This window comes from Acinetobacter sp. V116_7, from assembly GCF_056735735.1.
The window spans coordinates 236,008-259,081 of the sequence record NZ_JBWZIF010000012.1; the positions used below are offsets into that span (position 1 = coordinate 236,008).

Annotated in this window: 25 protein-coding genes; 14 read left to right on the forward strand and 11 right to left on the reverse strand. The window is 41.4% G+C overall.

Annotated features, from left to right (window positions below):
• The first annotated feature begins 117 nt into the window (after positions 1-117).
• Positions 118-321, forward strand: a complete 204-nt coding sequence (locus AC1PJP_RS03735) for a hypothetical protein (RefSeq protein ID WP_013196537.1) — start codon at positions 118-120, stop codon at positions 319-321.
• A 152-nt stretch (positions 322-473) separates the two neighbouring features.
• A complete protein-coding gene (locus tag AC1PJP_RS03740) occupies positions 474-1,322 on the forward strand; it encodes a formate/nitrite transporter family protein (protein WP_192454680.1) in 849 nt (282 codons plus the stop codon).
• 1 nt (position 1,323) lies between these two features.
• Here AC1PJP_RS03740 and AC1PJP_RS03745 read toward each other — a convergent pair whose 3' ends face one another.
• From AC1PJP_RS03745 to AC1PJP_RS03755, 3 genes are all read right to left on the reverse strand, one after another.
• Positions 1,324-2,589, reverse strand: a complete 1,266-nt coding sequence (locus AC1PJP_RS03745; RefSeq protein WP_004790208.1) for a replication-associated recombination protein A — start codon at positions 2,587-2,589, stop codon at positions 1,324-1,326.
• 102 nt (positions 2,590-2,691) lie between these two features.
• A complete protein-coding gene (locus AC1PJP_RS03750; protein WP_199988026.1) occupies positions 2,692-3,864 on the reverse strand; it encodes a PQQ-dependent sugar dehydrogenase in 1,173 nt (390 codons plus the stop codon).
• Between the two features lie 108 nt (positions 3,865-3,972).
• Positions 3,973-4,431 carry a YcgN family cysteine cluster protein gene (locus tag AC1PJP_RS03755; protein ID WP_004790211.1) on the reverse strand — a complete coding sequence of 153 codons (459 nt, stop codon included), beginning with the start codon at positions 4,429-4,431 and terminating at the stop codon, positions 3,973-3,975.
• Between the two features lie 193 nt (positions 4,432-4,624).
• Between AC1PJP_RS03755 and AC1PJP_RS03760 the strand changes: the two genes are divergently transcribed.
• From AC1PJP_RS03760 to ahr, 8 genes are all read left to right on the forward strand, one after another.
• Complete coding sequence (locus tag AC1PJP_RS03760) at positions 4,625-4,783, forward strand: DUF1328 domain-containing protein (RefSeq protein ID WP_002053759.1); 159 nt, start codon at positions 4,625-4,627, stop codon at positions 4,781-4,783.
• A gap of 170 nt (positions 4,784-4,953) precedes the next feature.
• Positions 4,954-5,691 (forward strand): dienelactone hydrolase family protein, encoded by a 738-nt coding sequence (locus tag AC1PJP_RS03765; RefSeq protein ID WP_192454682.1) that lies wholly within the window; start codon positions 4,954-4,956, stop codon positions 5,689-5,691.
• 183 nt (positions 5,692-5,874) lie between these two features.
• A complete protein-coding gene (locus AC1PJP_RS03770; protein ID WP_005300389.1) occupies positions 5,875-6,237 on the forward strand; it encodes an HIT family protein in 363 nt (120 codons plus the stop codon).
• 141 nt (positions 6,238-6,378) lie between these two features.
• Positions 6,379-7,413 (forward strand): A/G-specific adenine glycosylase, encoded by a 1,035-nt coding sequence (mutY, locus tag AC1PJP_RS03775; protein WP_479766547.1) that lies wholly within the window; start codon positions 6,379-6,381, stop codon positions 7,411-7,413.
• A gap of 47 nt (positions 7,414-7,460) precedes the next feature.
• The gene (locus AC1PJP_RS03780) at positions 7,461-7,997 is read left to right on the forward strand and encodes a M23 family metallopeptidase (RefSeq protein ID WP_192454684.1); all 537 of its coding nucleotides are present in this window, start codon (positions 7,461-7,463) and stop codon (positions 7,995-7,997) included.
• Between the two features lie 9 nt (positions 7,998-8,006).
• Entirely contained in the window at positions 8,007-8,252 is a 246-nt protein-coding gene (locus AC1PJP_RS03785) for a hypothetical protein (protein WP_001287364.1), read from the forward strand.
• A 30-nt stretch (positions 8,253-8,282) separates the two neighbouring features.
• Positions 8,283-8,843 carry a DNA-3-methyladenine glycosylase I gene (locus AC1PJP_RS03790; RefSeq protein WP_005300378.1) on the forward strand — a complete coding sequence of 187 codons (561 nt, stop codon included), beginning with the start codon at positions 8,283-8,285 and terminating at the stop codon, positions 8,841-8,843.
• A 38-nt stretch (positions 8,844-8,881) separates the two neighbouring features.
• Positions 8,882-9,910, forward strand: coding sequence for an NADPH-dependent aldehyde reductase Ahr (gene ahr / locus AC1PJP_RS03795; RefSeq protein ID WP_192454685.1), 1,029 nt, complete (start codon positions 8,882-8,884; stop codon positions 9,908-9,910).
• Between the two features lie 2 nt (positions 9,911-9,912).
• Here the strand turns inward: ahr and AC1PJP_RS03800 are convergent, their stop codons facing one another.
• The gene (locus AC1PJP_RS03800) at positions 9,913-11,337 is read right to left on the reverse strand and encodes an aminotransferase-like domain-containing protein (RefSeq protein ID WP_479766548.1); all 1,425 of its coding nucleotides are present in this window, start codon (positions 11,335-11,337) and stop codon (positions 9,913-9,915) included.
• Positions 11,338-11,427: 90 nt separating this feature from the next.
• Here AC1PJP_RS03800 and AC1PJP_RS03805 point away from each other — a divergent pair, with 90 nt between their 5' ends.
• Positions 11,428-11,802: a hypothetical protein gene (locus tag AC1PJP_RS03805; RefSeq protein WP_479766549.1), complete on the forward strand. Its 375-nt coding sequence runs from the start codon at positions 11,428-11,430 to the stop codon at positions 11,800-11,802.
• On the opposite strand, the gene AC1PJP_RS03810 is transcribed toward AC1PJP_RS03805, so the two are convergent.
• The gene (locus AC1PJP_RS03810) at positions 11,786-12,688 is read right to left on the reverse strand and encodes a LysR family transcriptional regulator (protein ID WP_192454689.1); all 903 of its coding nucleotides are present in this window, start codon (positions 12,686-12,688) and stop codon (positions 11,786-11,788) included. The two genes, AC1PJP_RS03805 and AC1PJP_RS03810, sit on opposite strands and share 17 nt — an antisense overlap.
• Before the next feature lie 120 nt (positions 12,689-12,808).
• Here AC1PJP_RS03810 and dkgB point away from each other — a divergent pair, with 120 nt between their 5' ends.
• Together dkgB and AC1PJP_RS03820 are read left to right on the forward strand one after the other, a co-directional pair.
• Positions 12,809-13,612 (forward strand): 2,5-didehydrogluconate reductase DkgB, encoded by an 804-nt coding sequence (gene dkgB, locus AC1PJP_RS03815; protein WP_005300363.1) that lies wholly within the window; start codon positions 12,809-12,811, stop codon positions 13,610-13,612.
• A 4-nt stretch (positions 13,613-13,616) separates the two neighbouring features.
• Positions 13,617-14,807 (forward strand): MFS transporter, encoded by a 1,191-nt coding sequence (locus AC1PJP_RS03820; RefSeq protein ID WP_192454690.1) that lies wholly within the window; start codon positions 13,617-13,619, stop codon positions 14,805-14,807.
• A 38-nt stretch (positions 14,808-14,845) separates the two neighbouring features.
• Here AC1PJP_RS03820 and AC1PJP_RS03825 read toward each other — a convergent pair whose 3' ends face one another.
• Both AC1PJP_RS03825 and dapB read right to left on the reverse strand, forming a co-directional pair.
• Positions 14,846-15,499: an START domain-containing protein gene (locus AC1PJP_RS03825; RefSeq protein WP_004790231.1), complete on the reverse strand. Its 654-nt coding sequence runs from the start codon at positions 15,497-15,499 to the stop codon at positions 14,846-14,848.
• Positions 15,500-15,549: 50 nt separating this feature from the next.
• Positions 15,550-16,371, reverse strand: a complete 822-nt coding sequence (gene dapB, locus AC1PJP_RS03830; RefSeq protein ID WP_056481932.1) for a 4-hydroxy-tetrahydrodipicolinate reductase — start codon at positions 16,369-16,371, stop codon at positions 15,550-15,552.
• 183 nt (positions 16,372-16,554) lie between these two features.
• Between dapB and AC1PJP_RS03835 the strand changes: the two genes are divergently transcribed.
• On the forward strand, positions 16,555-16,914 hold the full coding sequence (locus AC1PJP_RS03835) for a hypothetical protein (RefSeq protein ID WP_151988803.1): 360 nt from the start codon (positions 16,555-16,557) through the stop codon (positions 16,912-16,914).
• Positions 16,915-17,028: 114 nt separating this feature from the next.
• Here AC1PJP_RS03835 and dnaJ read toward each other — a convergent pair whose 3' ends face one another.
• The 4 genes from dnaJ to AC1PJP_RS03855 all read right to left on the reverse strand — a co-directional run bounded on the left by dnaJ (position 17,029) and on the right by AC1PJP_RS03855 (position 22,990).
• A complete protein-coding gene (gene dnaJ, locus AC1PJP_RS03840) occupies positions 17,029-18,141 on the reverse strand; it encodes a molecular chaperone DnaJ (RefSeq protein WP_002119101.1) in 1,113 nt (370 codons plus the stop codon).
• 103 nt (positions 18,142-18,244) lie between these two features.
• A complete protein-coding gene (locus AC1PJP_RS03845; RefSeq protein ID WP_004790237.1) occupies positions 18,245-18,622 on the reverse strand; it encodes a hypothetical protein in 378 nt (125 codons plus the stop codon).
• A 139-nt stretch (positions 18,623-18,761) separates the two neighbouring features.
• A complete protein-coding gene (locus AC1PJP_RS03850; RefSeq protein WP_192836117.1) occupies positions 18,762-21,887 on the reverse strand; it encodes an efflux RND transporter permease subunit in 3,126 nt (1,041 codons plus the stop codon).
• Positions 21,884-22,990, reverse strand: a complete 1,107-nt coding sequence (locus AC1PJP_RS03855; protein ID WP_005300346.1) for an efflux RND transporter periplasmic adaptor subunit — start codon at positions 22,988-22,990, stop codon at positions 21,884-21,886. Before AC1PJP_RS03855 ends, AC1PJP_RS03850 begins: the two co-directional genes overlap by 4 nt.
• Between the last annotated feature and the right edge of the window lie 84 nt (positions 22,991-23,074).

Consider the following 23,074-nt stretch of genomic DNA (forward strand, 5'->3'; position numbering starts at 1 on the left):
AGACAGATTTGTCTATTAAAGTAAATTAGCACTTGCACAAACTTAATTTAAAACACTAAAATCTAAAAAAACATTAAGCACTTCACAATAATTAAATTTCAAAACTAGGGTAAAGCTATGGAAATATCTAAGCTTGAAAAGAGATTAACGAATCATCCAATCCTTTTTGGTGAAAATCCTTTGGTCTTATTAACTAACTTTAGCAATTCCGCCTTAAAACAAGGCTGGAGTCAGGCAGAAGTCGAATCTGTTATTTCTAAAGCCTCCCAAGGTGACTATATGGCACTGATCCGTACGTTAAGGGCTTATACATTTCTTTAATCTTATTGCTGATAATCTGCTGCCACTTCACATTCAATTTATAAAAAGACACATAAAGCTGTTAGGAATCGACTGGATTTATCCCAAGTACTGCCTTATCAATAAATAAAAATAAGAAATATAAATTATTTATTCAGTGAGGAGTAAACCTGATGGATCATGAAATAGAGGAAAAAAAGGTCGAGAAAACCTTAAGCTGGCGTGAAAAAATGGCAGTTGAAGAACATGAAAAACTGTCACCCCGTTTGGTCTATGAAATTATCCGCCGTGATGGTGCCGAAGAGCTGGATCGTCCAACGGCCGCACTGATCTTTTCAGGGATTGCGGCGGGTTTAGTCATCAGTTTTTCATTTGTATTTAAAGCCATTATTGCTTCTTATCTCCCAACTGATGCTGTTTGGACCGATTTAATCACCAATATCGGTTATACCATTGGGTTCCTGATCGCTATTTTGGGTCACATGCAACTCTTTACCGAGAATACCATCACCACTGTTGTGCCTTTATTCAAACCCTTTACCTTCGATAAATTACGAGCAGTGGGCCGCTTATGGGGGATTGTGATTCTCTGCAATATCATTGGGACAGCGTTGGCGAGTTTATTTTTCTTAACTACTCACCTGTTTACTCCAGATATTGACAAAGCACTGGATGAACTCGCCCATCATGTCGGTTCCTTTTCTGCAACCCAGAATATGCTCAAAGGTATTATGTCAGGGCTGTTAATTGCTGCCTTGGTTTGGATGTTGCCCTCAGTTACTAATAAGTTCCTGCTCATCTTTTTCATGACTTACTTGATAGGACTGGGTGACTTTACCCATGTAGTGGTGGGTTCTACAGAAATGTCCTATCTCGTCTGGCAAGGAGAGGCTTCCATTAATGACTATCTGTTTACTTTCCTGATCCCCACCACTATTGGCAATATTATTGGCGGCACAGGTGTATTTACACTACTGATTTATGGTCAAGTGACTGAAGAACTAGAGCAGAAGCATCAATAAACTATTGTTCCTGCTGCCATCTGCGTTGCTGTAAGCGCTCACCTTCAACCTCACGCTTGTTTCTTGCAGATTCATAGAGTTTGGTTCCCTTTAACTCAGGTGGCAAATAGTCCTGCAACACAAAGTGCTCAGGATAATCGTGAGGATAGAGATAATTAATCCCATAACCTTGTTGCTTCATCAGCTTGGTCGGCGCATTTCTCAAATGTAAAGGCACAGGCAAATTTGCCGTTTTTTCAGCAAGTTCCAGAGCCTTATTAATCGCTAAATAAGTACTATTACTTTTTGCACTCGTTGCTAAATAAACCGCGGTTTGGCCCAAAATAATTCGAGCCTCAGGCATCCCCACCGCTTGTACAGAGCGGAAACACTCGCCTGCTAGCAATAGCGCGTTAGGGTTAGAGTTTCCAATGTCTTCTGAGGCAGCAATCAGCATACGTCTTGCAATAAAAACCGGATCTTCTCCGCCTTTAAGCATACGTGCCATCCAATAGAGGGTTGCATCTGGATCACTACCACGAATTGATTTAATAAAGGCTGAAACTAGGTCGTAATGCTGTTCACCAGATTTGTCATAACGCGCAATATTTTGCTGAGCAACTTTCACCACCACCGCATTGGTAATCGTGTTTTCAATTTCTGGTTCAAAGGTACTTGCGATCAGATCAAGTAAATTCAGTGCTTTACGCGCATCACCTGCTGCAAACTGAATGAGAGCATCATATTCTTCAACATGAATGTAACGCTCTTTTAAGAATTTATCGGCTTGAAGTGCATTATTGAGAAGTGTCTGAATTGCCTCACTGTCTAAACTATTTAAGGTATAGACCTGACAGCGAGATAAAAGCGCACTATTCACCTCAAAAGATGGGTTTTCAGTCGTCGCGCCAATTAAGGTAATTTTGCCTTTTTCAACTGCACCCAATAATGCATCTTGCTGTGATTTATTAAATCGGTGAATTTCGTCAATGAAAACTACAGGTGTCAGTAAATCACCACTTTCTGCAATCACTTCACGTAATTCTTTTACGCCCGTATTCAGCGCAGATAAGCTCACAAATGGGCGATCTATCGCTTGAGCCAAAAGCAAAGCAATTGTTGTTTTACCAACACCTGGTGGCCCCCAAAAAATAATAGAAGGCAAATGCCCCTGATCAATCATTTGACGTAAGGGCGCATGTTCACCTAATAAATGATCTTGCCCAATAATTTCAGACAAGTCTCTCGGGCGCAGGCGTTCAGGAAGTGGAATATGGGTGTCTGACATCTCAAATTGCTTTATCGTCTTTTCACTATAGTCTATTGTGTCTCACAGAAATCTACAATTTGAATCTATGAGACACGTCCGTTATTTACTGGCTGGTTCGTATTAAGAGGGTTTCTTACTTAGCTTCAGTAAACGCGCATTTGAACCGTCTTCAATCACCCAAATCGAGCCGTCTTGGGCTTCATGTAATCCACGAATACGTTTTTTCATATCTAATCTTTGCACTTCTTTCACGGGTTTATGCTCTAAATCCACCACAATAATTGCTTCTGAAGATAGCCCGCCAATTAACGCCTTATTTTTCCATGCAGGAAATTGTTGTCCCTGATAAATGATTAGGCTCGACGGAGAGATTACGGGAGTCCAGTCAATTTCTGGTGCTTTAAATTCTGGGCGAGTGTGATGGTCTGGAATAGGTTGACCTGAATAATGGTCTCCATTTGAAACGATTGGATAACCATAATTTTCACCTTTTACGATGACGTTAAGCTCATCACCACCTTTAGGCCCCATTTCAACTACCCAGAGCTGTCCTTGGCGATCAAAAGCCATACCTAATGGATTACGGTGTCCAAGCGACCATATTTCAGCAGTGACCCCGCCTTGCTTATAAAAAGGGTTATCTACAACCGCTGAACCATCCTCATTTAAACGCAAGATTTTACCCAAGTTACTTTTCATGTTTTGAGCAGGGTCAAACTTTTGTCTCTCACCTGAACTGACCCACAGCTTACCGTCTGCCCCAAAAAGCATGCGATGTCCATAATGGCCTTGTCCTGAAACTTTAGGTACTTGTTGCCAAATCTGCTTTATATCGTTAAGTTTTGGCTGATTGGGATTAGATAAATCTAGTTTCGCACGTGAAATAACTGCTCCAGATCCCCCTTGTCCTTTTGTAGCGTAGCTGAGATAAACCCAATGATTTTTGGCAAAGTCTGGGTGTAAAGCTACATCTCCTAAACCACCCTGCCCCCCATAGTTCACTGCTGGAATGCCTTGTACATCCAAGATTTGTTTATTTTTAGGATTAAAAATTTTTAATTTACCTTGCCGTTCAGTGACTAATAAACGCTGATCAGGCAAGCTGGTCAAAGCCCAAGGTTCATTGAATTGAGCAAATATTTCAGTTTGATAAGGTTGTTTGGTTAAGGCTGTCTGCTCTGTTTTTGCAGACGTATTTTGTTCAAGATTTTTTGAATTTGTATTATTAGACCCACAAGCCATCAACAAAAAAAAGCTACTACATAATAAGGGGGTTGCTAATCGTCTCATCATTTTTATCTCCTTTTGTTTTTATTGTTATATAACGGAGATGAGCAAAAAATTTACGATAAAATGTTACTTTATAATACGTTGTAATTAAAAATGCCCATCACGAGCATATTAACGCACCCATCGTACGACATAATCTTCAAGATCATCTTCATGGACATCAACTTCAGAAAGACAACGTCCAGCAACTGACTTTTTCGCCTTAACGACGCTTTGTCTCGAACCTGTATTTAAATAATGCCAAGAAGGTAGATTTTTGCCTTCATTCAATCGCTTATAGGCACAGCTCGATGGTAACCAATGAATTGTTTTTAAAGACTCTGGGGTTAGTTGCAAACAGTCTGGCACTTGCTGCTGACGATTTGGATAATCGGTACAACGTCCTGTATCACAATCGAGTAACTTACAGGCCACTTTGGTATAAGCCACCTCATGGGTATCTTCATCTTCAAGCTTGACCAAACAGCACAAACCACACCCATCGCATAAAGCTTCCCACTCAATTTGAGTGAGTTGCTCTAATGGATAGTTTTTCCAGAAGAGTGGTCGAAGTGAGGTCTCGGTAGACATAATGTTTTAGCAGCTGATGAGATGAAACAGTAAATAAGTATAACATTGAAGTCGTCTGTACGAAAAAAGAAGCTGTATTCCTAGCATCACAAAATGATTGTTTAATATACATTTCAACCACATAAACGACACATTCGGTGCAAAAAACAAGCTATATAGTTAAACAACAATGAAAAAATAAGGAGAACAGCATATGTTCCGTTGGGCTATAATTTTTGCAGTGATTGCACTCATTGCCAGTCTATTAGGGTTTGGTGGTGTTGCAGGACTATCTAAAGACTTTGCCGTGATTTTATTAGTTGTGGCTGTAATTCTCGCTGTAATTGGGTTCATTTCGCGAGGCAGAACGTAACTTAATCATGATCACCTAAAAAGAAGGAACTGGTTTCCTTCTTTTTTATTGCCTGAAGATTTCTCTCTTTTGTTTTGATGTAGATTCTTACACAGTTATTTATATTACTTTTATCTTTTTATGCTTTAATCAAGCGTGTTTAAATCTCTTTAAATTTCAGGATTAAGGTTATGAGTACAGCAATTAAAACCCGTGAAATTCAATATACTGCACCAGATGGCAGCCATTTAATTGGTTACTTTGCGGCTCCAGATAGTGAAACACCTGTTGCGGGTGTAATTGTTGGTCCTGAGTGGTGGGGTCGTAATGAATATACGGAACAACGTGCACGCGAGCTTGCTGAACATGGCTATGCTGCGCTTGCAATTGATATGTATGGCGATAAAAAAGTAACTTCGACTGCCGCTCAAGCCTATGAATGGATGATGCAGACATTTGAAAATTTAGATACGGTTACTGACCGTGCCAATGCAGCGCTTCAAACTCTAGCGGCCCAACCAGAAGTAAATAGTGAAAAACTTGCTGCAATTGGTTTCTGCTATGGTGGCAAAGTTGTATTAGACCTTGCTCGCTCAGGTGCACCACTTAAATCAATTATAACGTTCCATGCTACATTAGCTCCGAAAGCACCTGCTCAAAAAGGCAACATTCAAGGTGAAGTTTTAGTACTACATGGTGAACTAGACAGCATGGTCACCTTAGAAGATGTTGCTAATTTTGAAAAAGAGATGCAAGCTGCTGAGGTTAAACACGAAGTAGTGGTTTTAGAAGGTGCTAAACATGGCTTTAGTAACCCGCTTGCAGATGAAAAAGCTAAAGCAAACGGTGTAGACCTTGGCTACAATAGCGAAGCGGAAAAACAAGGCCTTGCTAAAATGTACGAGTTGTTAGATCGTACTTTAAAATAAAAGAAGCTAATTTGGAGCAAATGTTTTTTCGCATTTGCTCCCTTAAATGTTTATGACTTTGCAATATTTTTACTGTATTTTTTAAACCATACTTCAATAACTATACTCCCGTTGAGCTAGAGCAAAGCCTAGTCTTATTTCCCGCACTCGGGGTTTAATGGAATAACATGAGAGGATACAACAATGACTGACAAGAAATGTCCGTATTGCGAATTTGATGAATATGACATCATTGATAAGAATGAATTTGCTGTAATTTTGCCTGATTCTAATCCGCTATCTAAAGGCCACTGTGTGGTAACGCCACTACGCCATGTACGTTCTTTTTTTGATATCACTTCTAAAGAACATCAAGGCTTGCTTACACTTCTTGAAATTGCTCGCCACGAAACACAACTTCGCCATCAACCAGACGGTTTCCATATTGGCTTCAACGATGGTGAAGTGTTCGGACAAAATTCTGATCATTTCCACATTCATGTCATTCCGTACTACAAAAACCAACCGTTGAAACTTGACCAACGTTGGGGTGTACAAAAGGATTAGTCCTTTTTATACATGAAGCAGAGGTTACTCATTATCAGGTAATCTCTGTTTTAACATACTCTCGCTGTTCGCCTGCTTTAAACAAAATTTCATCTAAATTTCAGCTATAATTTAGCCCTTACTTCTCTTCTATAGCTATTCATGCCTGAATTTTCTTTTTCTGATGCCCTTTTAAACTGGTTCGATCAACATGGTCGTCACGATTTGCCTTGGCAAGTTGCAGATGATCCGTACAAAGTTTGGGTTTCTGAAATTATGTTGCAGCAGACTCAGGTGAAAACGGTTCTGCAATATTTTGACCGCTTTATGGAGCGCTTCCCAACTGTAGAGACGTTAGGTCATGCAACTTGGGATGAAGTAGCGCCTTATTGGGCAGGTCTCGGCTATTACGCTCGTGCACGCAATTTACATAAAGCTGCTGGTCTTGTTGCTCAGCAGGGCAAGTTTCCTGAAACACTAGAAGAATGGATTGCACTACCCGGCATTGGTCCCTCTACCGCAGGTGCACTTATGTCTTTGGGTTTACGTCAGTACGGCGTCATTATGGATGGCAACGTGAAACGCGTTTTAGCCCGTTTTTTTGCTATTGAAGATGACTTAAGCAAACCACAGCACGAACGTGAAATGTGGAAACTGGCTGAAGAGCTTTGCCCGACTCATCGTAATCATGACTACACGCAAGCGATTATGGACTTGGGCGCGACGATTTGTACGCCTAAAAAACCGCTTTGTTTATATTGTCCAATGCAAGCTCATTGTCAGGCTTATCAGCAAGGTTTAGAACAAGAATTACCTTTTAAGAAACCGAAAAAAACACCACCTGTTAGAACAGCAGATGTTCTTATTATTCAATGTGAAGATGAATGGTTCTGGCAACAACGCCAAGCCCATGGTCTATGGGGCGGTTTATTCTGTTTACCTATTTTAGAAAATGAACATGAGCGACTAAGCTTAAGTCAGCAATTTAAATTACAACCTCAACCGCAAACTTTTCAGATCAGTCATAGTTTCACTCACTTCACATGGTTACTTAATGCCCACATGTTCCACGTGGAACCTGACCAAAAAGAACATCTGGCTATTGAACTTGAAGGCCAATGGTTGAGTCCGGAACAGGCTATTGCTAAAGGAGTTCCAACAGCCATGAAAAAATTGATCTCGACAAGCCGTTCGTGACATAGTGAGCAAAATAATTTTGATATGACTGTGACAGGGAGTATTTTGTGCGACGTTTGGTTTCTCATTTCTCACTTGGTTTTCTGATTATTCTATTGGCGGCCTGTGCCAGTGCACCTAAAAAACCTGCCCCACTTCCACCTGCTCAAGTTAATAAACTTAAAAGTATGCAGCTTCCAAATCGACTGCCTGTACCCGTGAAAGGTGTTGATCGAGATGAGTTAAAAGACACTTGGGGAGCTGCTCGCAGTCAGGGTCGTAGTCACGAAGGAATTGATATTTTGGCTCCACGTGGAACCAAAGTGTACAGTGCAACCGAAGGACTCATTGCCGATCTTCGCAATAACAACTTAGGTGGCAAAGTCATCTGGATTTTAGGTCCAGCCGGGACATGGCACTATTATGCCCACCTTGATGACCACAAACGTGGCCTAAATGTGGGTGACTATGTCAAAAAGGGCGATCTAATTGGCTATGTCGGCAATACGGGCAATGCACGTTATACTTCACCTCATCTTCATTATGGTCTTTACCTAGATGGTAAAGGACGTGGTGCTGTTAATCCTTATTCATATTTACGCTAGGAACATTTTATGTCGGAAGCGCTGATCAATCGCTTAGTAGAGTTTGCCGAGTCTGGCAACCAGCAAAAGATCATTTTAAATGGCAATAGCTATCAAGGCTGGATCATGGAAATCAGTGATGATGCCCTGCTAATCAGTACCGGTTTTTCAGATAAAGTTGGTAAAGACTTTTGGCTAAAGTTTGAAGACTTAACTCAAGCTGAACTGTATTATTGGGATACTCGCCCAAATGAATGGGTGCTGTTTAAACTTTAAAATTCTAAGATAAATATAAGGAGCATTATCATGAAAACTCAACGTTGCGGATGGTGTTCCGACGATCCACTCTATATTGCCTACCATGATGAAGAATGGGGCAAACCGGAACATGACGAAGCACGTTTATTTGAAATGCTTTGCCTTGAAGGCCAGCAAGCTGGTTTATCTTGGATTACCGTACTGAAAAAAAGAGAAAGCTACCGTCAGCACTTTTTTAATCATCCGATTGCAGAAATTGCTTCATTCACAGATGATTTTTTAGAACTAAAATTATCCGATGCAGGCTTAATTCGCCACTTAGGCAAACTCAAAGCTATTCGTGATAATGCAATTGCTTGGCAAGCTCTCAAGGCCCAAGTTGGTGATGTTCCTAAATGGCTTTGGCAGTTTGTAGATGCAGCTCCACAACACAATGATGTTGTAGATTATCGTAAGGCTCCTGCACAAACTGAACTCAGCGTAAAACTTTCCAAGACTCTTAAAAAGAATGGCTTCAAATTTGTCGGCCCAACCACCTGTTATGCTTTTATGCAAGCAGTAGGCATGGTCGATGATCATGAAAACGATTGTCAATTTAAAGCTTCATAACCCACTCGAACGGTTCAAATCCGCTTAAGGAGTTTCCGATGAGCAATAATACGATTCAGGCTTATGCCGCAATGCAAGCTGGTGAGAAACTGGTTCCCTATCAATTTGATGCAGGTGAATTACAACCGCATCAGGTTGAGGTAAAAGTTGAATACTGTGGTTTATGTCATTCTGATATTTCTGTTTTGAACAATGAATGGCGTTCAACTGTGTACCCTGTGGTTGCGGGTCATGAAATTATTGGACGAATTGTTGCTTTGGGTTCAGAAGCCAAAGGTCTACAAATCGGGCAACGTGTCGGCATTGGTTGGACCGCGGAAAGTTGCCAAGCCTGCGATGAATGTATTGGTGGTCAGCAAGTACTTTGTACAGGCGGAAGTGTTGCAACAATCGTGGGGCATGCTGGTGGTTTTGCCGATAAAGTCCGTGCAGGCTGGCAGTGGGCTATTCCCCTCCCTGAAGATTTAGACGCTGAAAGTGCTGGTCCTTTACTTTGTGGCGGAATTACCGTTTTTGACCCACTACTCAAACATAAAATTCAAGCAACACATCATGTCGGTGTGATCGGTATTGGAGGTTTAGGCCATATCGCCATTAAGCTACTCAAAGCTTGGGGCTGTGAGATCACTGCATTTAGTTCCAACCCTGATAAAACAGAGGAACTTAAAGCAATGGGAGCAGATCATGTCGTGAATAGCCGCGATACAGACGCGGTAACAGCACAAAAAGGGAAATTTGATTTATTGCTCAGCACAGTAAACGTGACCCTAAACTGGCGTGCTTTCATTTCTACGCTAGCACCGAATGGTTCGTTGCACTTCTTGGGGCTTACTCTTGAACCTGTTCCTGTTTCTGTAGGTTCACTTATTGGTGGTGCTAAGTCAGTGACAGGCTCACCGACGGGTTCACCAGCTGCACTACGTCAACTCTTGAAGTTTGCGGCACGCAAAAAAATTGCGCCTCAAATTGAGCTATTTCCAATGTCACAGCTTAATGAGGCAATTGAACGTTTACACTCAGGTCAGGCACGCTACCGCATTGTGTTGAAAGCAGACTTCGCAGAATAAAACTAACTTAAGGTTTTCATCTGTTGTCGTGACCAGTCCGCCAAGTCACTAATTGCTTGGCGGACGTCTGCTGTTAATTCATGCCCCGCATTTAAACGAATGAAATGTCGATAACGTTCATCCTCACCAAAAACATGGCCCGGTACCACAGTAATTCCTTCAGCTTTAGCAGTGTAATACAGCGCTAAGGTATCTACCTCCTTAGGTAATTGTATCCAAAGTGCGTAGCCCCCTTCGGGCTGACTTAACGCAATTGGAAGGCCGTCAAAGGCTCTTAAAATACAACTGCGATATTGCTCGACCTGTCGCATTAGATTTGGCCGTAGCTGCTCTAAATGCTCTCGATAACCACGGCTATAAATAAAATCAGCTAGGCCTAATTGTAGCGGTGTATTTACGCCAATATTACTTGCCAGTAGCTCTAGTTTTAAATGCTGTAACTTTGAACTTAAACAGAACCACCCTACCCGATATGCACTCGATAATGACTTAGAAACTGATCCACACCAAATGACATAGCCTTCGCGGTCCCAATAGCGAATCGGTAGCGGGCGTTCATTGCTGTAACCACATTCACCAAAAATATCGTCTTCAATAATAAAGCACTGATACTTTGCAGCTAATTCAGCAATCTTTTGTTTTTCTGCATTACTTAAACAATATCCTAAAGGATTTTGATAGTTGGCTGTCATCAGGCAAACCTTCGCCAACCCCTGCTCCATCAATGATTCTAAACGTTCAAGATCAATGCCACGATGATGTGCTGGAATTTCAATAATTTGCCGTTTTAAACTGGCTAAAAGCTGTAGTTGCCCATTGAAAGTAGGTGTCGGAATTAAAATACTATCGCCTACTTCTGTTAGATGCTGAATGACTAACGACAAAGCGGGGATGCAACCATTGGTAATAAAAATATCTTCCGTTGCAATGAAGATTCCGTCTTCGCGCCAATGATCAGAAAGCGCTTTTCTTAATTGCTCATGTCCTTGTTTATTACAATAGAGAAAGTCTTGTGGCTGGCAATTTTTTAAAGCCCGCTGAATAGAACGACGTAACCCTTCTACCGGAATAAAATGCGGCGTTAACTGAATTGAACCCAACGGTACAAGATGGCTTTGTAAGGCTGCTTCTTGAATTTGGTTATGCAACTCTAGATTTGAGACTTGCCGAGGCAAAGACAAAAAATCTGGGCTATCAGGAATAGGACTAGATTGACTACGAGCAACCACAAAATAACCTGATTTCGGCTTTACATAAATCAGTCCCCTCGCCTCAAGCAATTCATAGCAACTTTTTGCTGTGCTTAAGCTAATACTGTGCTGACGAGCGAAATCTCGTAATGAAATCAGCTTCTGATGATGCTTAAGCTCATCTTGATAAATTCGATGTGCTAATTGATTGGCAAGAACCTGATATTGGAAAGTCATTCTGTGCTGCTTTTTTAAAAATTTCTGTATCTGTACTGGTTTATAGAACACCTTTACGCTATAGAAATCAACTCAAAGAGTAGCAAGATCATGAAATTAAAAGCTATATTGTTATTTACTATTGTTTTAACAGGTTGCCAGCCACAACCAAAAAACGAGCAGTACAGATATACGGTTTGCCAAAGTCTCATTGAAGGTTATTTAAAAATGACCAATCAACAAGACTATAAAATGGAGCAACGCACTGATGATGAGGCCAGTACGATTTCTCATTATCAATATAAGCGTAATAGCTCAAATGAAGTTGTCATGGTGAATTCGACTTATTCAAAATTATATTTTAGTTGTCGACAACAGCAAAAAAGCTATTTTCTGGCCCAGCATTCATCAGAGGGACAAATCACTCCAATTTTAGAAGTTCATTTTCCAACTGATGGTTATGCTACTTTTAGAGAGCGCTTTTAAAACCATCTTTTAACTGTTCTGCCAAAAACTCAATGAATAAACGGATTCGTTTTGGTAGATGCTCTTGTTGATAATACACAGCATGGATGCTTTGATATTGATGTTCAATTTGATCTTCGAATAATGCAATCAATCGCCCTTCTTGAATATCTTTCCAAATTTCAAATTCAGATAGTCGTGCAATACCATGGCCTCTAATCGTGAGTTGGCGTACCGTTTCACCACTAGAAGCTTTAATATTTGCTTGTGCAAAAAAATATTCATCGCCGATTTTAATCGGCCAGCTATTAATATAGGCAGGTCTGGTAAAACCAATCAGATCATGCTGTTCGAGTTGTTCAGGCTGTGTTGGTGTGCCTTTAATCGCTAGATATTCTGGGCTCGCAACAATAAATAAGCGACTTTTACACACCAGTTTGGCATGCAGACTCGAATCATTAAGCTCCCCAAACCGAAATGCCACATCGGTTTTATGCTGCAATAGATCAATCACCTGATCATTACTATTTAACTCAATTTCAATATTTGGATAAAACTCTCGAAACTTATGCATTAATGGTGCGATCACATGTAAAACAAACGGTGTTGCTGAATCAATGCGAATGAGTCCCGCAGTACCCTGATCAGATTTTTGTAGTTCTTCTTCAGCCGCATTTAGTTCATTTAAGATTTTACGGGCCTTTACCAAAAATTGTTGCCCTTCTTGAGTGAGTTTCAATTTACGTGTCGTTCGCTCTAACAAAGTCACATCTAACTTAGCTTCCAAGCGTGTTAAAGATCGACTAACTCCCGAAGGTGTTTGTTTTAAATGCTCTGCTGCCGCAACAAAAGAACCAGTATCAACGATTGCTATAAACGCGACGAGTTCTTCAATGGTTGATTTCATGTCTTATTCCATTATTGACTAATGATCAAAGATATTTTGCTTATTCATCTATTTTTTCGCAACAATAAAAAAAGCAAAATGCACATCAAGTTAAATGATTATTCAAATTTAGGTAAACACATGAATATTCCACGTTTTGGTCTAGGTACTTTCCGTCTTAAAGAACAAGCAGTCATTGATTCTGTGAAAACTGCTTTAGACGTAGGTTACCGTGTAATTGATACTGCTCAAATTTATGACAATGAAGCAGCGATTGGTCAAGCCATTGCCGAAAGCGGTGTATCGCGTCAGGACTTATTTCTAACCACAAAAATCTGGGTAGATAATTTTGCTCAAGATAAGTTTATTCCAAGCTTAAAAGAAAGCTTAGAAAAGCTTCGTACTGACCATGTCGATTTAACTTTGATTCATTGGCCAGCACCAGATTTAGGCGTTTCGATTCCTGAAATCATGAAGCTTTTACTTGAAGCGAAAGAACAAGGTCTTACTAAACAAATTGGTATTTCAAACTTCAATATTGAGCTTACCCAACAAGCAATTGACACAATCGGTGCTGAAAATATTGCAACCAACCAGATTGAGTTAAGCCCTTATCTTCAAAACCATAAACTTGTAAATTTCTTACAAGAGAAGAATATTGATGTCACTTCATATATGACGCTTGCGTACGGTAAAGTGCTTCAAGATCCAGTTTTAACTGAAATTGCAGCAGCTCATAAAGCAACAACAGCGCAAATTGCACTTGCGTGGGCATTGCAACGTGGTTTTGCAGTCATTCCATCTTCGACTAAACGTGAAAACCTGATTAGCAACTTAAAAGCACAGGATATCGAGTTAACTTCAGCTGAAATGCAAATGATTGCCGAACTTGATCGTAACAGTCGTGAAGTTAGCCCAGAGCCATGGGCACCAGTTTGGGACTAAACTCATGAACACTCAATCAAATACGGCGTTCTCGTTATTGGCATTGGCAATTGGTGCCTTTGCCATTGGCACCACGGAATTCTCTCCAATGGGATTGTTGCCGAATATTGCTAATGATTTAGGCATTTCAATTCCAACGGCCGGAATGTTAATTACGGGCTATGCACTTGGCGTCATGCTAGGTGCGCCTTTCATGACCCTGTGGTTTGGTGGTTTTGCTCGACGTAATGCGCTTATCTTTCTCATGGCGATCTTTACGGTAGGTAACCTGATAGCGGCGTTTTCACCAAGCTATATGAGCTTATTAGGTGCGCGTCTCATCACAAGCCTTAACCATGGTGCTTTCTTCGGGATCGGTTCAGTTGTAGCAGCAAGCATTGTGCCCGCACATAAACAGGCCAGTGCTGTAGCAACCATGTTTATGGGCTTAACCATTGCCAATATTGGTGGTGTACCTTTGGCAACATGGGTTGGGCAAAACATTGGCTGGCGTATGTCCTTCCTTGCGATTTCATTGCTTGGTGTGATTACTATGCTCGCTTTATGGAAAGCATTACCAAAAGGTATGGTTGCCCAAAAACCGAATGTGAAAGCTGAGTTGAAAGTGTTAACGCGCACTCCTGTAATACTTGCTCTACTCACCACCGTGCTTGGTGCAGGTGCAATGTTTACGCTCTATACCTATATTGCGCCAAGTTTGACTGAGTTTACACATGCTTCACCGACCTTCATTACGTTTATGCTGATGTTGATTGGTGTCGGTTTCTCAGTGGGGAACCATTTAGGCGGTCGCTTTGCAGATTTGTCTATTAACAAAACTCTGATTGGTTTCTTGGTTGTGTTAATTGTGATGATGGTGACTTTCCCAATCCTTGCACAAAGCCAGATTGGAGCAGCCATTGCATTAGTGATCTGGGGTGCTGCAACTTTTGCTTTAGTTCCACCATTACAAATGCGTGTAATGTCTGTCGCTCACGAAGCACCAGGCCTTGCCTCTTCAGTAAATATCGGTGCCTTTAACTTAGGTAACGCAGTTGGAGCAGCAGCAGGTGCATTAGTACTCGATTTAGGTTGGGGTTATAGCGCAGTATCATTTGCTGGTGCATTACTAGCGGGTTTAGGTTTACTGTTGGTTCTATACCAAATCAAACGTGAAAGTAGCCCAGTTCGAACTTTGCAGCAATGTTCAGATTAAAAAAAAGCGCCTGAGATCAGGCGCTTTTTTTAAGTTATTCATTTTAAAATATCTGGTAATTTAGGTTGCTCGTAAATCGGACTAGTCACTTCCCGCTTCATTTTCAGCAACATCTGGTAAGGTTGCTGTTGAACAAACATATTTACGAAGCTCAGCGGAATCGCACCGGCTGGGTCAGCATAACCACTTGTGGTTACTTTAACTTTGTTATTCGCTAATTTCTGGAAGGTCCAATCCCCCTCATAGCGAGTTAAGCGCACGACATCAGGTTGTATTGGATAATTACTATTAATCGCCGTGTTCTTAATGGTAATGAGGCCATTGGCCGCTTTACTCATTTTTCCTTTTACTACTACATCGCGATCTTTTAGAGGAAAAGGAAAATCTAACAGCATATAGAGTGTGAATTCACCTTTTTTCTCATCTTGAGACAACATCTGAACCTTGCCCATATAAGGCACCCACTGATCGGCACGATTTACATCTAAAATCACAGCAACAGCGCGTTCAAGTGGCACATCAAAAGTCGTTTCAGCCTTATATTGAAAGACTGGATTATCAGTCTTTTGATAGGTCCAGACTTTAATATTATTACGGTCTAAGCTGAGTTTAGCTTTTTCCGTAGAAGCAGCCCCCGTCCAGAGGCTGCTTAAGCAAAGAAGAGTGGTCAAGGCAATTTGTTTTTTATTCATGTTCTGCTCTATCTTGTTTTTCTCGCTACACATGGAATACGGACAGGGTTTTAAACCTGTACGTCGTTCAATCCTAAAACATCTTTCATGTCATATTTACGCGCTTCACGGCCCACAACCCATGCAGCAGCTCGCACTGCACCAGCAGCAAAGTTCATACGATTCGTTGCTTTATGAGTCACTTCAACGCGCTCACCTTCACCAATGAACATCACAGTGTGTTCACCAACGATATCGCCACCACGAATGGTTTCAAAACCAATCGTTTGACGGTCACGTGGACCTGTGTGCCCTTCACGCCCATAGACAGCAACTTCTTTTAGGTTACGGCCTAAAGTATCTGCAATTGCTTCACCCATCATTAACGCTGTACCTGACGGCGCATCTACTTTATGACGGTGATGAGCTTCAATCACTTCAATATCTACTGTATCGCCAAATACTTTTGCTGCAAGCTCAAGTAACTTGATTGATACATTTACGCCTACTGAATAGTTCGCTGCGTAAACTACAGGTGTATGAGTGGCAACTTCGTCTAATTCAGCTTTTTGCTCATCTGACATACCTGTTGTACCAATAACCATGGCAACCCCAGCTTCACGGCAAAGCTTCAAATGCTGAGCAGTTGCAACTGGTGCAGTAAAATCAATGATTACATCGCAATCTTTCAGAACATCGGCCAAGCTTCCTGAAACCTTCACACCCACTGAACCAATACCAGCAAGTTCACCAGCGTCAGTGCCCACCAAACTACTTTCCGGACGCTCTACCGCAGCAGCTAATTGATAGCCTGCTTGTTGAACTGCTTGAATAAGCGTACGGCCCATACGACCGCCTGCACCTAAAATACCAATGCGTGGAGCTGCTGACATAATCCTTCCCAATCTTCTGTTTTACGTAATTTGTCTACTATATCAAAACTCTTTGCTCACGATAAAAAGTAAAAATTATTTTTTGAGATGAATTGAAATTTAAGCTGTTTTCACAAAACTTAAAGAATTGATCTGCACACTACGGGCCACGAATGAAAAAAAGATGACTATAAGGAGTTCAGCATGCATTCGAGAATTATTGGCTTTACGGTGATGATGGGGATTATGAGTTCAGTGGCATTTGCAGAGCCTGCAATCCAGCCAGGAGACACATTAGAAAGCTTATCTAAAGCACGTATTACAACTAACGTAAGTACTCAAACAGCAACTCCTACAGCTCAAACTGTAGCAACTGATGCCAACACTGACGTTAAAGTTGAAGATATTGACCCGATTATTGGCGAAACAACAGCAGAGGCGCCAAAAGTAGCTGTACAGGCAGACGCAGTAGCCGCAACAGTAATCGAAAATGCTCCTACTCTTGCTTCTAGCGAACCGACCGTAAGTGTTAATGATATTGATGTTGCTCATCCTACAGAGTAAGCAGACGTAATTTTCTTTTAAGCAGAATAAAAATAATAAGATGAATCAGCGCAATAAAAAGGCGGATATTTTATCAATATCCGCCTTCTTTTTAATTTCTTTTCTAATCAAGTATTAATCGAACAAACGATCAAAGAATGATTTTTTCTTCGGTGAAGAAGCACTGTCTTCGCCATCAAAAGAAGCTTGCAACTCTTTAAGTAATTCACGTTGACGAGAATTTAAGTTGACTGGTGTTTCTACCACAATACGGCAGAGTAAATCACCTACCATGCTGCTACGTACTGGACGAACACCTTTGCCACGTAAACGGAATAATTTACCTGTTTGAGTTCCCTCAGGAATCTTCAAGCTAACGCGACCTTCCAAAGTTGGAATTTCAATTTCTTTACCAAGTGCAGCATCAGCAATGCTCACTGGTACGTCCATATAAAGATCGGCACCATCACGTTGGAAAATTTCGTGTTCACGAACAACGACTTCAACGTACAAATCACCTGATTGGCCATCACGAATTGCTTCGCCTTTGCCACTCAAACGAACGCGGTCACCATTATCTACACCCGCTGGAATTGTAACTTCCAACGTTTGCTGGCGATCAGCCACACCTGAACCATGACATGCCTGACAAGGGTTTTTAATAATTTTACCTTGGCCACGACAAGTACCACATGTTTGTTGTACAGAGAAGAAACCTTGCTGCATACGTACTTGTCCTGAACCATGACAAGTTTTACAGGTTTCAACATCTTTTGGATTTTTTGAACCTTTACCATCACACACATCACAAGGTGCTGGAGCAGTAAAGGTAATGGTTTTTTTCACCCCTTTTACAGCTTCTTCAAGGGTAAGTTCCATTACATAGCGTAGATCTGATCCGCGACGTTGACGCTGTTGACGTCCACCACCACCGAATGCACCACCGAAGATATCACCGAACTGGCTGAAAATGTCTTCGGCACTAAATCCACCAAAGCCACCACCACCGCCGCCAAAGCCGCCTTCGAACGCATTATGGCCCATGCGATCGTACATGCTACGCTTTTCGCTGTCCGATAAAACTTCATAAGCTTCAGCAGCTTCTTTAAATTTCTCTTCAGCTTCGGCATTGTCAGGGTTTCTATCAGGATGATATTTCATCGCCAATTTACGGTAGGCTTTTTTGATCTCATCATCACTTGCGGTTTTTGAAACGCCTAAAACCTCATAATAATCACGTTTAGCCATTTTTGGCGGTGCTCCTCACGGAATTTTATCAATACTCTATTGCCGACTAAATGGGGGGCTTTAGCCGAATTTACAAGGGTAAAATGTTTAAAAAATAGATATATTAAAAAACTGCCTTATTTTTTAAATATTTAGACAAGCCTTTTAACCATGCATTTAATAGAAATAACCACGCAATAGCGCTAAATACCACACCCGCAACCGTAGAGGCGGTTACCCAGAGGTTACTGTCCCATGCAAAAAAGAAGAGCGGAATAAACCAGACCACAGCAAAAATTGCCATACAAAGAAATAGAATCCCGTTTCGCATAATCCATAGTGCATGCGCATGAATCCAAACTTCTGCATTATCTACAACCGCCACTTTACGAGCGACCAAATAAGCAAAGGCCGCAAAAATAACCGTAAACAATGCAAGAAACATGAACGCATAAGAAATTACTATATAACGGCGATGCTGTTCGATATGGTCTTGCCCCATCTGTATTTCACCTCAATTCACTGCACTTAGCCTATTTTTTATGCAGTGAAATAATCCTGTATTTTTTGTGTAAAGACAGGTGCTACTATATTGGAGTTTTCAATATTTCGCACCTTTATTCACAAAAAATTTATGTATTTTATGCGGTTTTTTTCACCTTAAACCACGCTGCGTAGAGCGCAGGTAAGAAAAATAATGTCAGTAAGGTGGCAACAATCAAGCCGCCCATGATCGCAACTGCCATTGGACCAAAGAAAATACTTCGTGAAAGTGGAATCATGGCCAAAACTGCGGCTAATGCAGTCAAAATAATCGGGCGGAATCGACGCACTGTCGCCTCAATAATCGCTTCCCATGTTGGATGTCCTGCTTGCCTGTCTTGTTCAATTTGATCAATCAAAATAAGCGAGTTACGCATGATCATGCCAGAGAGCGCAATTGTGCCCAACATGGCCACAAAGCCAAATGGTTTGTTAAATAGGAGCAAGAATAAAACCACACCAATTAAACCAAGCGGAGCTGTTAACAACACAATGGTCGCGCGAGATAAGCTTTTGAGCTGAATCATCAGTAATGTCATGACCACAGCCAAGAACAGTGGCATACCCGCATTAACGGAATTTTGCCCACGTGCAGACTCTTCTACAGTTCCACCAACTTCAACCAGATAACCACTTGGTAATTCAGCACGTAACTTATCCATTGATTCAGCTAACTCGCCAACCACTGTAGCTGGTTGTAATTGAGTGCGAATATCTGCGCGAACAGTAATGGTCGGTAAGCGGTTACGATGCCAAATTAAACCATCTTCAAACTTATACTCAATTTTAGCAATCTGGGCTAAAGGCACAGTCGTTCCGTTGGACGTTGGTACAGCTAAACTTGCCAGGGAAGCCACTTCAACTCGTTCGCTCTGATCACCACGTAAACGGATTTCAATGAGTTCACGCTTTTCACGATATTGCTCAATCGCACTACCTGTAATTGATGCATTAATGAAATTCGCTAAATCCACACTAGACACACCCATTTGTCGAGCACGATCTTGGTCAATTTGAATTGAAATAATCTTACTCGGCTCACCCCAATCTAAATGCACATTGGTCGTATTCGGGTTTTCGCTCATCAATTTAGCGACTTTCTGTGCTTCTTGACGTACCAGATTTTGATCTTCACCCGACACACGATATTGCAACGGATAACCAACAGGTGGGCCATTTTCCAGTAATGACACGCGAGTACGAACTTGCGGAAGTAATTGCTTAATTTGTGTTTCTAACGAGCGACGAATTTCATCACGATCATCAAGTGATGATGCCAGAACTACAAACTGCGCAAAGCTGGCTTGCGGTAATTGCTGGTCTAACGGTAAATAAAAACGTGGTGATCCTGTACCGACATAGGCCACATAGTTATCAATACCTTTTTGTTTAGACAGAAACTTTTCAACCTTTTTCACAGCTTGTTCTGTCGCTGTTAAAGAAGCGCCTTCTTCAAGTTTTAAATCAACTAAAATCTCGGCACGGTTCGAAGGTGGGAAAAACTGCTGAGGAACTATCTTAAACATCAGCACAGATAGCACAAAAATACCCACCGTCGTCGCAATCACTGTTTTACGGTAAGTCACACAAAACTCGACCATCTTTCTAAAACGTAAATAGAAATTAGATTGATAAGGATCGTAGTGATGGTCCTGTGAAATAGCCACAGTTTTCGGTTGCGGTTTTTTAGTTAATCTCGCCCATAAACGGACATACCAAGGTGCTTGATGACCTGTTTTAGTAAAATCGGGTAATAGCTTTTCGCCTAAATAAGGTACGAATAAAACTGCTGCAACCCAAGAGACTAATAAGGCAATCGTCACCACCTGAAAGATAGAGCGAGTGTATTCACCTGTACCAGACTGAGCCGTAGCGATCGGTAAGAAACCAGCCGCAGTAATCAGTGTTCCGGTGAGCATCGGAAATGCAGTTGTTTTCCACGCAAATCCGGCGGCTTTAATCCGGCTATACCCCTGCTCCATCTTAATTGCCATCATCTCGACGGCAATAATGGCATCATCGACTAATAGACCTAGCGCCAGAATCAAGGCACCCAGTGAAATCTTATGCAGGCCTACATCGAATAGATTCATCCCCGCAAAGGTCATTGCTAAAACTAAAGGAATAGAAAAAGCGACAACCAATCCTGTACGGAAACCTAAAGAGAAAAAACTCACTAACAAGACAATAATAACTGCTTCAGCGAGTACCTTTATAAACTCATGAATACTGCGTTGTACTGCTACAGGTTGGTCAGAAACTTTTTGGAGCTTCATGCCTAAAGGTAAAGTTTTTTGCAGCTGGGCAAATTCTGTGTCGAGATTTTTACCTAAGGCAATAATGTCACCACCCTTACGCATTGATAAAGCAATACCAATGCCATTTTCACCCATGAAACGCATACGTGGCTGAGCAGGTTGACTAAAACCACGGTAGACGTCAGCGACATCTCCGAGCTGAATGGTTTTATCACCTACCAGTAAAGGCATTTTCTTAATTTCATCAATGTTTTGTAAATGACCACTTACTCGAATCTGGATGCGATCTGTGCCTGTTTCAAAAAAACCTGCACTTGCCATACTGTTTTGCTTTTGTAAGGCATCTTGAATCGCTGTAACTGGAATACCAAGCTGTACCGCTTTGGTGTTAGAAATCTCAATCCAGATTTTTTGATCTTGTAGACCAATTAATTCAACCTTACTGACATCTTTGACACGTTGAAGCTGTAATTGCAAACGATCTGCATATTCCTTAAGAAGTGCATAGTCAAAGTCTTTGCCTGTCAGTACATAAATATTGCCGTAAGTGTCTCCAAATTCGTCATTGAAAAATGGACCTTGTACACCATTTGGCAATTCATGGCGTATATCATTTACCTTCTTACGAACGTTGTACCAAACATCAGGAATCTTGTCAGAAGTAAGTGAATCCTTCGCTACAAAAGTGACTAACGACTCGCCTGGACGGGAGTAAGCCATAATCTTGTCATACTGCCCTGTTGTCATGAGTTCCTTTTCGATACGGTCAGTAACCAAAGTAGAAACTTCTTTGGCAGTCGCCCCAGGCCAATAAGTCTGCACCACCATGACTTTAAAGGTAAAGGGTGGATCTTCACTTTGTGATAATTTTGAATAAGAGATTGCACCGATAATGCCAAGCAACAGCATAAAATAAAGGACTATGCCTTTATTATTTAATGCCCATTCCGAGAGATTGAATTTCATGGCTGGGTTGCTCCCTGAATTTTCACCCCACGGTTTTCACGATCAATCGGATGAATCTTCTGTTTATCACGTAGCAAATGTACGCCGCCGATCACAACCCAATCGTTTGGAGCCAATCCAGATAACACAGGTACACTATCTTTGCCATATGCACCAATCGTTACAGGTACTTTACGCAAAGTCTGGTTCGCATTAACCACCCACACATAAGGTTGATTATCTGTTGCTGAAACACTCGAAAGTGGCACACTCATCACATTGGTTTGAGTCGAGCTAAAAAATACGCGTGCACTTTGTCCAAGCTGAATAGCAGATTGACCTTCTTTGAGTGCAACTTTCACTGTAAATGTACGAGACTGATCCGCTGCTGGGGAAACTTCACGCACATAACCAGCAAATCGGTCATTCGGTTTAGACCATAACGTCACCCAAGCTGCTTGGCCAACCTTGATCTCGGAAACCGCTTGTTCTGGCACACCAATGACAACTTCACGCTCTCCATCAATGGCCAGTTGATAAGCTGCTTGGCCCGCAGCAACCACTTGTCCAATCTCAATGTTTCGTGCAGTAATCACCCCGTTTTTATTAGAAACGAGTTGGTTATAACCAGTTTGGTTTGCAGAAACTTCATAATTAGAACGAGCTTGCTGTAGAGCCGCTTGCGCAGCGTCATATTGATTTTTTACCGTATCGAATTGTGAACGACTTACCGCATTAATCGGCAATAATTGCTGAAAACGTTTAAGTTCGTCTGCTGCTGTTTTTGCTGAAGCCTGTGCATTGTCCAGTTGGGCTTTAGCGGCATTTAATTGTAGTTGAGCATCTGCCACGTCAAGCTTTGCTAAAACTTGTCCGACTTTAACTCGATCACCTACATCCACGTAACGTGCCGTAACCTGTCCACCGACCCGAAATGCTAAAGCTGTTTGCTGTCTAGCCTGCACATCCCCTGCATAGCTTTTTTGTTCATTGAGAGTAGTTAAGGGTTGGGCCACCATCACATAGGGTATTTCTTCTGTTTTGGGAGCTTCTTTACTACACCCCATTAATGTGACCGTACAAACAATCACCATACTCATGATGAGAGGTTTTAACAGATTCATATCTTATCGCTCTTATTCAAACTGATTTTTTAAGGCACAATATGCTTGCATCATAAATTGTTTATTTTTTAATTAATATACCCA

Bases quoted from the DNA above. Each gene is read 5' to 3' on its own strand.
- AC1PJP_RS03760 (WP_002053759.1), top strand. From the start codon at position 4,625: ATGTTCCGTTGGGCTATAATTTTTGCAGTGATTGCACTCATTGCCAGT.
- AC1PJP_RS03800 (WP_479766548.1), bottom strand. From the start codon at position 11,337: ATGACTTTCCAATATCAGGTTCTTGCCAATCAATTAGCACATCGAATT.
- AC1PJP_RS03845 (WP_004790237.1), bottom strand. From the start codon at position 18,622: ATGGGGCAAGACCATATCGAACAGCATCGCCGTTATATAGTAATTTCT.
- AC1PJP_RS03855 (WP_005300346.1), bottom strand. From the start codon at position 22,990: ATGAATCTGTTAAAACCTCTCATCATGAGTATGGTGATTGTTTGTACG.
- AC1PJP_RS03740 (WP_192454680.1), top strand. From the start codon at position 474: ATGGATCATGAAATAGAGGAAAAAAAGGTCGAGAAAACCTTAAGCTGG.
- AC1PJP_RS03735 (WP_013196537.1), top strand. From the start codon at position 118: ATGGAAATATCTAAGCTTGAAAAGAGATTAACGAATCATCCAATCCTT.
- AC1PJP_RS03835 (WP_151988803.1), top strand. From the start codon at position 16,555: ATGCATTCGAGAATTATTGGCTTTACGGTGATGATGGGGATTATGAGT.
- dapB (WP_056481932.1), bottom strand. From the start codon at position 16,371: ATGTCAGCAGCTCCACGCATTGGTATTTTAGGTGCAGGCGGTCGTATG.
- AC1PJP_RS03790 (WP_005300378.1), top strand. From the start codon at position 8,283: ATGAAAACTCAACGTTGCGGATGGTGTTCCGACGATCCACTCTATATT.
- AC1PJP_RS03750 (WP_199988026.1), bottom strand. From the start codon at position 3,864: ATGATGAGACGATTAGCAACCCCCTTATTATGTAGTAGCTTTTTTTTG.
- AC1PJP_RS03745 (WP_004790208.1), bottom strand. From the start codon at position 2,589: ATGTCAGACACCCATATTCCACTTCCTGAACGCCTGCGCCCGAGAGAC.
- dkgB (WP_005300363.1), top strand. From the start codon at position 12,809: ATGAATATTCCACGTTTTGGTCTAGGTACTTTCCGTCTTAAAGAACAA.
- AC1PJP_RS03810 (WP_192454689.1), bottom strand. From the start codon at position 12,688: ATGAAATCAACCATTGAAGAACTCGTCGCGTTTATAGCAATCGTTGAT.
- AC1PJP_RS03765 (WP_192454682.1), top strand. From the start codon at position 4,954: ATGAGTACAGCAATTAAAACCCGTGAAATTCAATATACTGCACCAGAT.
- AC1PJP_RS03755 (WP_004790211.1), bottom strand. From the start codon at position 4,431: ATGTCTACCGAGACCTCACTTCGACCACTCTTCTGGAAAAACTATCCA.
- AC1PJP_RS03805 (WP_479766549.1), top strand. From the start codon at position 11,428: ATGAAATTAAAAGCTATATTGTTATTTACTATTGTTTTAACAGGTTGC.
- ahr (WP_192454685.1), top strand. From the start codon at position 8,882: ATGAGCAATAATACGATTCAGGCTTATGCCGCAATGCAAGCTGGTGAG.
- AC1PJP_RS03785 (WP_001287364.1), top strand. From the start codon at position 8,007: ATGTCGGAAGCGCTGATCAATCGCTTAGTAGAGTTTGCCGAGTCTGGC.
- AC1PJP_RS03770 (WP_005300389.1), top strand. From the start codon at position 5,875: ATGACTGACAAGAAATGTCCGTATTGCGAATTTGATGAATATGACATC.
- mutY (WP_479766547.1), top strand. From the start codon at position 6,379: ATGCCTGAATTTTCTTTTTCTGATGCCCTTTTAAACTGGTTCGATCAA.
- AC1PJP_RS03825 (WP_004790231.1), bottom strand. From the start codon at position 15,499: ATGAATAAAAAACAAATTGCCTTGACCACTCTTCTTTGCTTAAGCAGC.
- AC1PJP_RS03820 (WP_192454690.1), top strand. From the start codon at position 13,617: ATGAACACTCAATCAAATACGGCGTTCTCGTTATTGGCATTGGCAATT.
- dnaJ (WP_002119101.1), bottom strand. From the start codon at position 18,141: ATGGCTAAACGTGATTATTATGAGGTTTTAGGCGTTTCAAAAACCGCA.
- AC1PJP_RS03850 (WP_192836117.1), bottom strand. From the start codon at position 21,887: ATGAAATTCAATCTCTCGGAATGGGCATTAAATAATAAAGGCATAGTC.